General features: G+C 63.6%; 10 protein-coding genes and 1 pseudogene. 9 read left to right on the top strand and 2 right to left on the bottom strand.

The window, feature by feature from the left end:
- The first annotated feature begins 53 nt into the window (after positions 1 to 53).
- From Q0K12_RS08085 to Q0K12_RS08045, 9 genes are all read left to right on the top strand, one after another.
- On the top strand, positions 54 to 1,208 hold the full coding sequence (locus tag Q0K12_RS08085) for a hypothetical protein (RefSeq protein WP_297261810.1): 1,155 nt from the start codon (positions 54 to 56) through the stop codon (positions 1,206 to 1,208).
- Positions 1,209 to 1,424: 216 nt separating this feature from the next.
- Positions 1,425 to 2,555 carry a hypothetical protein gene (locus Q0K12_RS08080; RefSeq protein ID WP_297261808.1) on the top strand — a complete coding sequence of 377 codons (1,131 nt, stop codon included), beginning with the start codon at positions 1,425 to 1,427 and terminating at the stop codon, positions 2,553 to 2,555.
- A 130-nt stretch (positions 2,556 to 2,685) separates the two neighbouring features.
- Positions 2,686 to 4,062, top strand: coding sequence for a ribosome biogenesis GTPase Der (gene der, locus Q0K12_RS08075; protein ID WP_297261806.1), 1,377 nt, complete (start codon positions 2,686 to 2,688; stop codon positions 4,060 to 4,062).
- Between the two features lie 210 nt (positions 4,063 to 4,272).
- Positions 4,273 to 5,403: a branched-chain amino acid ABC transporter substrate-binding protein gene (locus tag Q0K12_RS08070; protein ID WP_297261804.1), complete on the top strand. Its 1,131-nt coding sequence runs from the start codon at positions 4,273 to 4,275 to the stop codon at positions 5,401 to 5,403.
- Between the two features lie 87 nt (positions 5,404 to 5,490).
- A complete protein-coding gene (locus Q0K12_RS08065) occupies positions 5,491 to 6,399 on the top strand; it encodes a branched-chain amino acid ABC transporter permease LivH (RefSeq protein WP_296304912.1) in 909 nt (302 codons plus the stop codon).
- A 6-nt stretch (positions 6,400 to 6,405) separates the two neighbouring features.
- Positions 6,406 to 7,626, top strand: coding sequence for a branched-chain amino acid ABC transporter permease (locus Q0K12_RS08060; RefSeq protein ID WP_297261859.1), 1,221 nt, complete (start codon positions 6,406 to 6,408; stop codon positions 7,624 to 7,626).
- Positions 7,623 to 8,453, top strand: a complete 831-nt coding sequence (locus Q0K12_RS08055) for an ABC transporter ATP-binding protein (protein ID WP_297261801.1) — start codon at positions 7,623 to 7,625, stop codon at positions 8,451 to 8,453. The genes Q0K12_RS08060 and Q0K12_RS08055 overlap by 4 nt, the downstream gene beginning before the upstream one ends.
- Positions 8,446 to 9,150 (top strand): ABC transporter ATP-binding protein, encoded by a 705-nt coding sequence (locus Q0K12_RS08050; protein ID WP_297261799.1) that lies wholly within the window; start codon positions 8,446 to 8,448, stop codon positions 9,148 to 9,150. The genes Q0K12_RS08055 and Q0K12_RS08050 overlap by 8 nt, the downstream gene beginning before the upstream one ends.
- Before the next feature lie 169 nt (positions 9,151 to 9,319).
- The gene (locus Q0K12_RS08045) at positions 9,320 to 10,453 is read left to right on the top strand and encodes a DUF4198 domain-containing protein (protein WP_297261797.1); all 1,134 of its coding nucleotides are present in this window, start codon (positions 9,320 to 9,322) and stop codon (positions 10,451 to 10,453) included.
- A gap of 90 nt (positions 10,454 to 10,543) precedes the next feature.
- Here the strand turns inward: Q0K12_RS08045 and Q0K12_RS08040 are convergent, their stop codons facing one another.
- On the bottom strand, positions 10,544 to 12,838 hold the full coding sequence (locus Q0K12_RS08040; RefSeq protein ID WP_297261795.1) for a sigma 54-interacting transcriptional regulator: 2,295 nt from the start codon (positions 12,836 to 12,838) through the stop codon (positions 10,544 to 10,546).
- Positions 12,839 to 12,951: 113 nt separating this feature from the next.
- Positions 12,952 to 13,983: pseudogene (locus tag Q0K12_RS08035) on the bottom strand (hypothetical protein); the annotation flags it as partial.

Genomic DNA, 13,983 nt, shown 5'->3' with positions numbered 1-13,983 from the left:
AGATAGGAATATCTGCCGGACGCCATCCTGCCCCTTTCCCGACGAGGTACGCCATGCCGATGCTCCGCCCTCTCTTGCTCGCCCTCTGCCTTTGTCTTGTCCCGTGTCTGCCGCACGCCGGAGGCCTGTTCATCATTGATTACGGAGCGCCGGACACTGATAGTCGGGACGACCTGCAGATCATCCCTGTCACCAGCAGCGATCAAAAAATGTCCCCCGCCTATGCACGGGCGGCCGTTCTCTATCGGGAGAACGATGCACAAGGAGCGGCGGCCCTGCGTGAGCAGGCCCTGAACGGCGATATGGATGCCCTTTTTGCGCTGGCCGCGCTGAGCTGGCTGGCCGAAGCGGAAAAGCGCCCTCCCCTTTTCGGCGCGCCCGCAGCGTTCTGGGAGGACTGGGCCGTGCGCATGCTGGGCGGCAAGGAAGCCTGGTTCCGTATCGGCGCGGCTCTGTTTGAATGCGGCAAGACGGACGGCCTTCCCCAAATTATGCTGTGGCGGATGGCGACGGACACCCTGCGCAAGGCGGCCAAACTCGAACATCCCGAAGCCATGTTTGCTCTGGCGTTTCTTTCACGCCCCTATCCGGACACCTCGTTTCAAATGCCGAAGGATCCCGGCTTCCCGATCTACCCATCCACAGCAACAGGTGAACCAGAAGATGTTTCCGAGTTTTGGTATTGGGTGTGTGCGGGAGCCTTCTATGGCTCTGCACGAGCCAGTTATACAGCCGGAGTCATGCTTCTCAATTATAACAACCAAAAGAGCTTTGAAATGTTCTCCAAAAGTCTGCATCTTGGGCTTGTAACTGCCGCAGAGGCACTGGAAGTAATTTGCACTCCCTATGAAAAAGCCAGTGTTCCGCAATATGTCAGCTGCAAATCCGGCATATTCTACGCAGACCTTCAGACAAAAATGCTTGACGACACAACAGATTTAAAGTATAATGAAATGTGGGCCAACCTCATGATTGAAGGCAACAACGAATATTTCCCAGAAGCCTGCCTGACCCGGAAAGAATACAAGGAAGCCATCCGCGAGGCGGAACAGGAATTTGAGCGCATCAAGGCCGACATGCTCGTCAAGAAGGAAGCCCACGACGCCCTGTACGCCAGGGCCAAACCGATGTTTGCGGAAATGCGCGCCGCCTTTGCCGCGCAGGCAAAGGAAAAGACCGCTCCTGCCGAAAAGAAGGCGGCAAACTGAGGCCATACATTCCGCCTGTCCCCACCGGCAGGCAGCCTTTACAGAGCGGGAGTACGCAGGAAGCGTGCCCCGCTCTTTTTCTGCCACCCGGACGGCGTGCGCCGTCGGATCTCCTGCCGCAGGGTATCGCTCGACCGAAAAAGAAAAATCTGTCATATTGTCATGATGTCGCTCCCACAGAGAAAACGCTTTCAGCCATCCCCAGTGAGGTACCTTATGCCGATTTTTCGCACCCTCTTCCTTGCCCTCTGCCTCTGCCTTGTCCCGTGTCTGCCGCACGCCGAAGGCCTGTTCATCATTGATTACGGAGCGTCGGACGATAGTTGGGACGACCTGCAGATCATCCCTGTCACCAGCAGCAATCAAAAAATGTCCCCCGTCTATGCACGGACGGCCGTTCTCTATCGGGAGAGCGATGCACAAGGAGCGGCGGCCCTGCGTGAGCAGGCCCTGAACGGCGATATGGATGCCCTTTTTGCGCTGGCCGCGCTGAGCCGGCTGGCCGAAGCGGAAAAGCGCCCTCCTATCTTCGGTGCGCCCGCCGCCTTCTGGGAGGACTGGGCCGTACGTATGCTGGGTGAAAAGGAAGCCTGGTTCCGCATCGGCGCGGCCCTGCTTATATGCGCCAAGTCGGACCACCTCCCCAGAACGCGGCTGCAGCAGATGGCGACGGATACCCTGCGCAAGGCGGCCAGGCTCGGGCATCCTGAAGCCATGTACGGCTTGGCCTATCTTTCCGAAACCTACCCGGACAAGACGTTTCGCCTGCCGGATAAACTGGAGTTCTTCATCCTTCCTCAAGATATCGAGGAATACGGTTGCCAGACCCCGGAATCCCGCTATTGGATGGGCGCGGCAGCCGCCAACGGCTCGGCACGCGCAACCGGCCTGTTCGGCGGTGCGTATCTAGCTGAAAAATGCCTTATAAACATTAAAAAATCAGTTGCATACTACACGAAAGCGATGCGCCTCGGCCTTGCGCATAGCGCCATGATGCTGGAAGCTATACACAGCCCTGATATCAGTGCCGCCAAGCAATTTCCTGAATACAAAAATTGCAAGTCGTCCATATATTACATGACGCTTCGTGTAAAAATGTTTTCAGGAACCATGCAGGATGTCGCTGTCTCAGCTTCCCTGATGATGAAAGGCAACAATGAATTTTACCCTGAGGTCTGCCTGACCCAAAAGGAATACGAGGACACCGTTCGCGAGGCGGAACAGGAATTTGAGCGCATCAAGGCCGACATGCTCGTCAAGAAGGAAGCCCACGACGCCCTGTACGCCAAGGCCCAACCGATGTTTGCGGAAATGCGCGCCGCCTTTGCCGCGCAGATGACGAGGTAGTCCACCGGCGGCCCGGCGGCGTCCCCTGCCGGGCCCTTCCCTCTTGCGACGTTCGATGCTATAGGGGTGCACTTCCCGCGCCGGGGCGCACCGCCCGCCCCCGCCGAACCCCGACAACGAGGACAGCGTCATGGCAGCACCCTTGCCCAGCATCGTACTGGTGGGCCGCCCCAACGTGGGCAAGTCCACCCTCTTCAACCGTCTGATCCGCAGCAATCGCGCCATCACGCACGACCGGCCCGGCGTCACCCGCGATCGCATGGAAGGGATCGTGCGCCGCAAGGGCCTGCCGGATTTCCAGGTGGTGGATACCGGCGGCATCACGCTGGACGCGCACGCCGCCGTGGCCGAGGGGCCCGAAGGCATCCGCGGCTTCGAGGCCGACATCCTGCGTCAGGCCGAAGCCGCCATGCGGGACGCCCGCGCCGTGGCCTTCGTGGTGGACGCCCGCGACGGCCTCCTGCCGCTGGACGAGTTTCTGGCCGCCCATGTGCGCCGCATGGGCCTGCCGACCCTCTGCGTGGTCAACAAGGTGGACGGCATCGAGCGCGAGGACGAGCAGCTTGCCGAATTCCATGCGCTGGGCTTCCCGGTGCTGGCCGTCTCCGCCGAACACGGGCACAACATCCGCGCGCTGGTCGAAGAGCTGACCGCCCTGCTGCCCGACACGGACGGCGAGGAGGCGGATACGGCGAGCGAGGAGGACGCCCCCCTGCGTCTGGCCATGCTGGGCCGCCCCAACGCGGGCAAGTCCTCCCTCATCAACGCGCTTTCCGGCGAAGAGCGCATGATCGTCTCCGACGTGGCGGGCACCACGCGGGACAGCGTGGACGTGCGCTTCAGCAAGGACGGCCGCGACTACATCTTCGTGGACACCGCCGGCGTGCGCCGCCGCACGCGCATCACGGACATCGTGGAAAAATATTCGGTCAACGCGGCCATCAAGTCCACCACCAAGGCCGACGTCACCCTGCTTACGCTGGACGCCACCGAACAGGTGAGCCAGCAGGACAAGCGCCTCATGGATCTGCTGGACAACCGCAAGATCCCCTTCATGGTGCTCATCAACAAATGCGACCTCGTCCCCGCCGGGGCCCTGCGCCAGCTGGAGAAGAACGTGCGGCAGATGCTGGCCTTCTGCGGCCATGTGCCCATCCTGCCCGTGTCCGCCCTCACCGGCAAGGGGCTGGAGAAGATCCTGCCGCTGGCGCGCACCATCCATGAGGAATGCGGCGTGCGCGTGCCCACCGGGCAGCTCAACCGGGCCATGGAAGACGTGCTGGCCCGCCATCAGCCGCCGGTGGTCAAGCGCGTGCGAGCCAAGTTCTTCTATCTCACCCAGGCGGAGACGCAGCCCCCGACCTTCGTTTTCTTCGTGAGCGACGCCGAACGAGTGCCGGAGAGCTATGCCCGCTATCTGGAGCGCTCCCTGCGCAAGATCTTCGGCATCAGCCATGCGCCCATGCGCATCCGCCTGCGTTCCAGCCACAAGAAGGACAAAAAATAGGGGGACCGCCTCCCGGCAGCCCGTCCGTCGCGGCCGGGCGCGCCCCTGTCCGGCAGGAGAGAAAAAAGGCCGTAGTGCCGCGCCGGACAAGGGGATTCGTTGACAAGCCCCTGTACTGCGGCTAGGATTGCTGCTCTACTTTAACGCTGCGCCACGGGGTTTGGCCCGCGGCGTGGTCGTGTGCAACTTTTTTTCGTGAGGAGAAGCACGATGAAAAAAGGCATTTCCTGGCTCGCCGCGGCCCTGCTGACCACGGCGCTCGCGGCCCCGGCGCTGGCGGAAGACACCATCAAGATCGGCGTGCAGGGCGCGCATTCCGGCGACCTTGCCTCCTACGGCGTGCCCAGCCTCAATGCCGCCAAGCTCGTCATTGAGGAAGCCAACGCCAAGGGCGGCGTCCTGGGCAAGAAGATCGAACTCGTGGCCCAGGATGACCAGTGCAAGCCCGAACTGGCGACCAACGCCGCCACCAAGCTGATCTCCGACGGCGTGGCCGCGGTCATGGGCCCCATCTGCTCCGGCCCCACCAATGCCGCGCTGCCCATGTTCGAAAGCGCCAAGCTCATCAGCATCTCCCCCACGGCCACCACGCCCGCGCTGACCCTGGAAGGCAAGCACCCCTACTTCCTGCGCACCGTGGCGCATGACAACGCCCAGGCCGAACTGACCAGCGGCTACATCAAGGACGTGATCAAGGCCAAGAAAGTCGCCTACCTGCACGACAACGGCGAATACGGCAAGGGCTTCGCCACCCAGAACCGCAACATCCTTGAAAAGGCCGGCATCGAGACCGTGCTCTTTGAAGCCGTGACCCCCGACGCCGTGGACTTTTCCTCCGTGGTGCGCAAGCTGCGCCGCGCCAAGGCCGACGTGCTCGTCTTCGGCGGCTATCAGCCCACCGCTTCCAAGCTCGTGCAGCAGATGCGCCGCGACCGCGTGGACACGCCCCTCATGGGCCCCGACGGCGTGAAGGATGAGACCTTCCTCAAGATGACCGGCAAGGACAGCGAAGGCGTGCTGGCCTCCTATCCCAAGGACACCAGCTCCCTTGAAATGTACAAGAAGGCCCGCGAAGCCCATGTGAAGCAGTTCGGCACCGAGCCCGGCTTCGGCTTCTACAATGCCTATGCCGCCATGCAGGCCATCCTCAAGGCCATCGAGACCAGCGGCGGCACCGACACCGCCAAGCTGCTCGAAGCCCTCAAGAGCAACGAAGTGGATACCCCGCTGGGCAAGCTCTCCTTCAACAAGAGCGGCGACGCCGCCGGTCTCGGCCTGTCCGTCTATGTGGTCAAGGACGGCAAGTTCGTGGAGACCGACCACACCATCACCCTGCACTAACCGACATCGGCGCACGGGCGCGGAGGCACGGCCTCCGCGCCCTTTTGCCCGTTGCGCCCCGGGCGAACCGCAGCACACAAGAACGGCATGGACGTCCAATATTTCATTGAACTTTTCTTCAGCGGCCTTACCCGCGGCAGCATCTACGCGCTCATTGCCCTGGGCTATACGCTGGTGTACGGCATCATCGAGCTCATCAACTTCGCGCATGGCGAGATCTACATGCTCGGCGCCTTCACGGCCCTGCTGGTGGCCGGGGTGCTGGGCATCATGGGCTTCCCGGCGGGCGGCATCCTCGTGGTGGCCGCGCTGGCCGCCATCATCTGGAGCGCCGCCTACGGCTTCACGCTGGAAAAGGTCGCCTACAAGCCCCTGCGCGGCGCGCCGCGCCTCTCGCCGCTCATTTCCGCCATCGGCATGTCCATCTTCCTGCAGAATTATGTGCTGCTGGCCCAGACTTCCGAGTATCTGCCCTTCCCGCGCCTGCTGCCGGACATGGAATTCCTGGACTACATCGACAACATCATGGGGCCCAGCGACTTCCTCATCCTCGTTTGCAGCATGCTGGCCATGGTCGCCCTGACGATCTTCATCCGCTACACCAAGATGGGCAAGGCCATGCGCGCCACGGCCCAGAACCGCAAGATGGCCCTGCTGCTGGGCATCAATGCCGACCGCATCATCTCGCTGACCTTCATCGTCGGCTCATCGCTGGCGGCGCTGGGCGGCGTGCTCATCGCCTCCCACATGGGGCAGGTGAACTTCAGCATCGGCTTTTTGGCGGGCCTCAAGGCCTTCACCGCCGCCGTGCTGGGCGGCATCGGCTCCATCCCCGGCGCCGTGGTGGGCGGTCTGGTGCTCGGCATCGCCGAGAGCTTCACCACCGGCTACCTCTCCGGCAACTATGAAGACGCCCTGGCCTTCGCCCTGCTCATTTTCATCCTTATCTTCCGCCCTGACGGCATCCTCGGCAAGGCAAAGGTACAAAAGGTGTAAGCCATGATGCGTCCTGTCAGCAAAGCCCTCCTTGCCTCCATCTGGTTCATGCTCCTGACCTTCCCGGTCATGGGCATCAAGCTCAACACGGTCAAGCAGACCGTGGAATGGCAGTTCGACCGCATCATCCTGCTGGGCGTGGCCATTTTCTTCCTTTCCCTGCTCTGGAACTGGTGTTTCAGCCGCAAGGGACGCGGCCTGCCCCTCATCGCCCTGCCCTCCGGCATGGGCGCGCGCCTCGGCCGCCTGTGCAGCCTGCCCCTGCGGGACGGCCGCAGCCGCGCCGTTTCGCTGACCGTGCTGCTGCTCGTCATGCTGGCCATGCCGCTGGCGAGCTCCTTCTACCAGACCAACATCATGATCCTGGCCATGCTCTACGTCATGCTGGCGTTGGGCCTGAACATCGCCGTGGGCATCGCCGGACAGCTCGTGCTGGGCTATGTGGCCTTCTACGCCGTGGGCGCCTATGCCTACGCCCTGCTCAATCAGTTCTTCGGACTCGGCTTCTGGGCCTGTCTGCCCGTGGGCGGCCTGCTGGCCGTGCTCTTCGGCCTGGCGCTGGGCTTCCCCGTGCTGCGCCTGCGGGGCGACTATCTGGCCATCGTGACCCTCGGTTTCGGCGAGATCGTCCGCCTCACCCTGCTCAACTGGACCAGCCTCACGGGCGGCTCCGGCGGCATCAAGAACATCCCCGGCCCCAGCTTCTTCGGCAAGCAGCTCTCCATCGAGGGCAACACCATCTTCATCTACTACCTTGTCCTTCTGGCGGTCATCCTGACCATCGTGGTCATCACCCGTCTGAAGAACTCTCGAGTGGGCCTTGCGTTGCAGGCCCTGCGTGAAGATGAAATCGCCTGCGAGGCCATGGGCATCGACCTTGCGCGGGTCAAGCTCTCCGCCTTTGCCCTCAGTTCCTGCTGGGCCGGTTTTGCCGGCGTCATCTTCGCCGCCAAGAACACCTTCATCAACCCCGCCAGCTTCACCTTCATGGAATCGGCCATGATCCTGTCCATGGTGGTGCTGGGCGGCATGGGCTCCATCGTGGGCGTGGTCATCGCGGCCCTCATCCTCATCCTGGCCCCGGAATACCTGCGCGCCTTTTCGGACTACCGTATGCTCATCTTCGGTGCCATCATGGTCATCATGATGATCTTCCGGCCGCAGGGCCTGGTCACCGGCGAACGCCGCAAATACCGCATCAGCGCCCTCAAGGGAGAGCAGGCATGAACATTCTCGCCAAGCATGACGCGCAGACGGACGGCAGCCCCCGCCCGGTCCTCGTCGTCGAGGGGCTTTCCCGCGACTTCGGCGGCCTGCGCGCTCTCAACGACCTGGACGTGACCATCAACGAAGGGGAGATCGTCGCCCTCATCGGCCCCAACGGCGCGGGCAAGACGACCTTCTTCAACTGCGTCACCGGCATCTACACCCCCACCGAGGGGCAGATCTTCCTGTATGACGTCAACGGCACGAAACAGCTGCTCAACGGCAGAAAGCCGCACATCATCACCAGCATGGGCATGGCCCGCACCTTCCAGAACATCCGCCTGTTCGGGGATATGACCGTACTGGAGAACGTGATGATCGGCCGCCACTGCCGCACGCACGCCGGCATCTGGGGGGCGCTCACCCGCAACGCCCGCACCCGCCGGGAAGAACAGGACACCATCGACCGTTCCTACGCCCTGCTGGAGACCGTCAATCTGGCGAACCTCTGGAACGAATCGGCCCGCAACCTCTCCTACGGGGCGCAACGGCGGCTGGAGATCGCCCGCGCGCTGGCCACCGAGCCGCGCATGCTCCTGCTGGACGAGCCCGCCGCGGGCATGAACCCGCACGAGACGCAGGAACTGGAGGCCCTTGTCCGCGATCTGCGCGGCAGGCTCAAGCTCTCCATCCTGCTCATCGAGCACGACATGGGCATGGTCATGTCCCTTTCGGACCGCATCTATGTGATGGAATACGGCTCGCGCATCGCCTACGGCACCCCGGAGGAAGTGCGCAGCAACCCCCGCGTCATTCAGGCCTATCTGGGAGAAAGCGACGATGCTTGAAGTCAAGGGCATTGATACCTTTTACGGCAACATCCAGGCGCTGCGCGACGTTTCGCTGCGCGTGGATGACGGCGAGATCGTCACGCTCATCGGGGCCAACGGCGCGGGCAAGTCCACCACGCTCATGACCATCTGCGGCATCAACCGGCCCCGCAAGGGCGAGATCCTCTGGAACGGCGAGCCCATCCACAACCTGCCGCCCAATGAGATCGTCAAACTCGGCATCTCGCAGGTGCCGGAAGGCCGTCTCATCTTCCCGGATCTCAGCGTGCGCGAGAACCTCGACCTGGGGGCCTTCCTGCGCAAGGACAAGCAGGGCATCCGCGACGACATGGACTATGTCTTCGACCTCTTCCCCATCCTTGCCCAGCGCCGCAAGCAGGCGGGCGGCACCCTTTCCGGCGGCGAGCAGCAGATGCTCGCCATCAGCCGCGCGCTCATGGGACGCCCCAAGCTGCTCCTGCTGGACGAACCGTCCCTGGGCCTTGCGCCCATCATCATCCAGCAGATCTTCAAGATCATCCAGAAGGTCAACGCCGACGGCACCACGGTTTTTCTGGTGGAGCAGAACGCCAATCAGGCCCTGCGCATCGCCCATCGGGGCTACGTCATGGAAAACGGCCGCGTCGTCATGAGCGACGCCGCCTCCAAACTGCTGGAAAGCAGCGACATCCGCGCCGCCTACCTCGGCATGTAGCCGCCGCGCCATCCGCCTCCCTGCGGCCCCTGTCATCTGACAGGGGCTTTTTTTTCGCCTTCCGTTCTCCCGCAAGCTGAGGCCGCCCCGCCTCAAGGCCGGGGGCACAGTGGCAAGATGACAATTTTCCGCTTTTGTTCTAGGCTCTTTGGCCTCAGGGAGGAAAAGAATGTTCCGATCACTTACGGCACTGCTGCTTGCGGGCCTGCTCTGCGGTCTGGCCGCGCCCGTCCCGGCCGAGGCCTCGGTCACCCTGCTCATCCCGAGCCAGCCCGGCATCGAGCCCGCCGCGGCCCCGGAAGCTGACGGCAAGGCCGATGCTCCCAGCGGCAAGAACGACGGCAAGAGCGCCAGGCAGGCCGCGTCCGCCCCATCCGCCGCCACGGCGGAGAAAGCGGAAACGACGGAAAAGCCGGCTGCGGCGGAAAAAACGGAGCGCGACGGCACGTCCGCGCCAGACGCGCCCCCCGGCACGCCGCCGGAGACCGCCCCGGCGGCGGAAGGCCAGACAGCCGAAACGCCCGCTGCCGAAACGTCCGTCCCTGAGCCCGCGCCCACGGCCCCCAGCATCGAGCAGGAAGTGGACGTGCTGATGACCCGCATGGATCCCTTCCGGCATCTGGCGGAAGAGATGAGCATGCCGCAGCTCTTTGCCGTGCTGCGCTTCGACGAGCACACCCTGCCCAAGGACGGGGTGATGCAGCCGGAGCGCGTCGATCTTCTGGGCGACGTGGAAGAGGCCCAGTACCTCGACAAAAAGGCCTGGGGCGCCAATGTGGCGCTGGACAAGCCCGGCCTCTATCAGTTCATCATCGAGACGCGCCCGTGGTGGAACGAGGCCGCGCAGCGTTACGACCAGCACTACGTCAAGAGCTTCCTGCCGGTCTACGGCGTGGAGACCGGCTGGGAATACCCCGCGGGCCTGCCGGTGGAGATCGTCCCCCTGAGCCGCCCCTTCGGCCTGAGCAATCCCTGTCTGTTCAGCGGGCGCGTGCTGGCGCACGGCAAGCCGAGCGCCGGGACCATCGTCCGCGCCCAGCGCATCAATCTGGAGAACTGCCCCGTGCCCAGCCGCTGGCATGAAGACGTCACCGTGCGCACCAATGAGCGCGGCGAATTCGCGTTGACGCTCAACCGGCCGGGCTGGTGGTGCTGCACCGCCATCATGGACGGCACGCCCCTCAAGGGCCATGACGGCGATCCCCGCCCGCTGCGGATAGGCAGCTCCGTCTGGGTCTATGTGGACGCCGCCGACGGCCTGCGCCCCGCCCAGCCCCAACCCGCCAAGAAAAAGAACAAATAGGCGCGGCCATATCGTTATGTGCGGCACGCCCCTGCCGCATCGATGACGGACCGCCCCGGACGGATACCCTCTGTCCGGGGCGGTTCGCGTTCAATCGTCGTGCCTGTGACTGATGCCGTATTTTTTCATCTTCTGGTAAAGGGTGGACTTCGTCATCCCCAGGATGGCCGCGGCGCCGTCCGGGCCATAGATCTTTCCGCCTGTGCGCCGCAGCACCATACGGATGTACCGCTGCTGCATGTCCTCCATGCTGGGCAGATCCGCGAAGCACTCGCCGGCCTCGCTCGCACAGGGGGCCGCCGGCCTGTCCTCCGCCGCCGCGCGAAAGCGAAAGCAGCCGAACAGCACATACTGCTCCATGATGCTGTACAGTTCGCGGATATTGCCGGGCCAGCCATAGTCCAGCAGGCGGCGCATGTCCTCCGCCCGCACCGGCTTTTCCGCCTTGCCGTACTTGCGCAGGAAATGCGTGTGCAGCTGCCGGATCAGCACCTCCAGATCATGCGGCCGCTCGCGCAGAGGGGGCAGCTCCAGCGGGATGACGCACAGGCGGTAGGCGAGGTCCTCGCGAAAGCGGCCCTCGCGCACCTCCTGCCAGATGTCCTTGTTGGTGGCGGAAATGAGGCGAAAATTGGAAAACTGCTGCTGCACCCCGCCCACGCGGGTAAAGCGCTTCTCCTGCAGGGCCCGCAAAAGCTTGACCTGGATCAGGGGGGAAATGTCGGCGATCTCGTCCAGGAAGAGCACGCCGTCGTGGGCCAGCTCCATGAAGCCCATCTTGCGGCGGTGTGCGCCCGTAAAGGCCCCCTGCTCGTGACCGAACATCTCGCTTTCAAACAGCTGTTCCGGCAGGCTGGACAGCTGGGCGGGCACGAACGCCCCCTTGTAGTCGCCGCGCGTGTAGATGAAGTGCGCCATCTGTTCCTTGCCCGTGCCGGTCTCGCCGTGGATGATCAGGGGCGCATCGGACACCAGGGCCTCCGTGGCCTGTTCCAGCACCCTGTCCATGTCGATGCCGAAATAAGGCGTCACGTCCTGCGCCTGTCCCGCCCGGCGTCCCTCCCCCGGCAGATGCCAGGCCGCGCGGAACTCCGAGGACAGCACCGCGGCGAAGGCGCTGCCCTCCGTCTGGCCGATGCGGGAAAAGAGGCTCCCGGGCAGCTCGCTGTCCAGATACAGCAGCCAGCGGGTCTGTTCGTCGATGTCCAGCAGAAAGGCGCTGCGGTTATCATTGAGCGGGAAAAAGACCGCCCCTGCGCCCGAGGACTGCAAAAGCTCCAGAAGCGCCCGGCGTATGGTGTGGAACGACGCGTCCTCGAATTCGGTGAGGCTGACGTTGACGGCCTCCAGATAGTCCATGCGCTCGTCGTTGTAGAGGCGCAGCAGGATGGCCCGTTGCGCGCCCAGCTCCCGCTGCACCGTCCCGACCACATGGCGGATGGCGCTGCCGCGCGTGACGGGCCGGATGCGCAAAAAGGCATTGAGGCACGGCCCGCAGACCGGGAAGGCCGCATGTTCCCCCGGCTTTTCCTTGGACCGGCGATCGCTCCGCCAGGAGGCCAGCAGGGTCTTCTCCCTCTGCTTCCACGCGAGGATATCCTCCGGCCTGCCCTCTTCTTCCAGCGCCTGCACCAACATCCTGACGGACAGCAGTTCCTCCCGCACGTTGCCCGTGCGCGCCAGCTCCTCGCAGCTTTCGCGCAGCAGCCTGCCGCGTGCGCTTGCCGGCGTTTCAGGAAAATGAGCCCGCAGCCGCAGGCATACCCCGCGCAGGAGGCGGCTTGGCCCCTTCTCCAGTTCGCTCATGATCTCCCGCAGGCCATAGCCGGGAATGGGCGGCCCGTCCTTTTCCAGACTGACCAGCATCTCCAGCATCCGCGGATCCGTCAGCGGCAGCGCCGGCCCGCCCCTGCCGTCCAGCGCCAGGATGCGCCGCGCCTCCTTTCGCCGCCGGCTCAGGAAGTGATACATGGCCAGGGCCCTGCGGCAGACGCTGACCATCTCCGGCTGACCGACGTCTTCGGCCACGGCCAGGATCTGATCGATATGCGTTATGGCCTGCTCTTCCCGCGCATCCCGCAGCATGGCGCGCGCCCTCTCCGCATCCACCTCACCGGACAAAATACCCGCAAAGGGGGTTGCGTCCATGCCGGCCTGCTCCAGATCGGAGCGCAGGCTCTCGCGGGCCATGCTCCCGTCGTCGGCAGCCACACGCCGCAAGTCGTCCACAAAGATGTGGGCGGACTCGTGCGGGATAGAGGAAAGGTCAGCGCCCTTGAAGATGCGGATGGCGGCCGTTTCAGCGTCAAGATTGACCTGGGCGCGCAGGGCTGGGGAATCGCCTGAAACTTCCGACTGGTAGAGCGTCGGATTGCCCTGCCGCAAATTGACAAGATCTGCGTCTGTGTATACTGTATTACCGGAAGCGTTGGAGGGTACAACCAAAGGAGAATCAGCTCCGGAGCCGATGTCCCGCCAATGTTTCCACTTCTGCCCGTTCACATAACGGGCATTTTTTTTGAGCTGCCGCAAAAACCATGTGTTGGCAGGAACGCCGCCGCTTTCCTTGGCATAGCGCTCTTCACGATATTGATACGTGCACCTAGCTTCCCTCGCGCCTGCAACGCCACGGGCACGACGACCGTCGCCCCGTCGGCGTCGGTAAGCTCCAGCATGAAGACCAGATCGCCATTGGCCCGGCCCTTTGGGCTGTCGGAATCAAAGACCGCCACAGGGTCGGCCAGCGCCCCGGGGATCTGCTTCCACATCTCCGGCGTCATATTGGGGTGCGTACCGTCAAAGACATGTGGCGCGGCGTACACGCCGCCCTGTGCGGCGGCCTTGCCGGTCACGGTATCCCTGCCCAACAGGCGCATGACCAGAGGCGTCTGCCCAAGCATCTTTACCGGGCTGGACGGAAGTTTCCCGGCCGCCACGATGCCGTCCACCGCCGTGCCGAAATCGCGGATGTCCCGTTCCAGACTGGCGCGTGCCGTCTCGCCAAGAGGCGTCTGTTCGTACAGCGCGGCCTGATGCAGGGCCTCGCCCTGGGCGTCGCCCCTCCCCAGCTCCACACTTCTCCGCTTCATCAGCCCGGCGGCATCAACGCCGTAAGCCGTTTCAAAGGCTCGCGCCTGCGCTGTATGCAGCCTGCCGAATGTCTCAGCGGGCGCGCCGCTTTCCCGCGCCTGAAAAAGCACCTGCCCCGTCCCGTCATTGACACCCAGCCTGTCACGGAGTATGTTCATCACATCGCCCCGGTTCGCTCGGGCCACGAGAGCTACGCCTTCTTCGGAAGAAAACGCGCCCGTGTTGAGCGAATCGGGGTTAATTATTTTTGTCAGTTCGTGGTCATAGAAACGGTTCCCCGTTCTGTCCTCCCGCAGCACGAAGCCCACCACACATTCCCGCCCGTCCAGCCTGATCTTGTTCGCGAAGATATGCGACATGAGACCGGGCTTTTCCCACTGGTAACGCCGCACAGGAGGCTTTACCTCCAGAGAGGCAAGCCGTGAACAGCCAAGCTTGCG

Source organism: uncultured Desulfovibrio sp., from assembly GCF_944324525.1.
GTDB lineage: Bacteria > Desulfobacterota > Desulfovibrionia > Desulfovibrionales > Desulfovibrionaceae > Desulfovibrio.
Note: the sequence above shows the minus strand (reverse complement) of the source record. Positions and strands in the feature narration are given on the sequence as shown.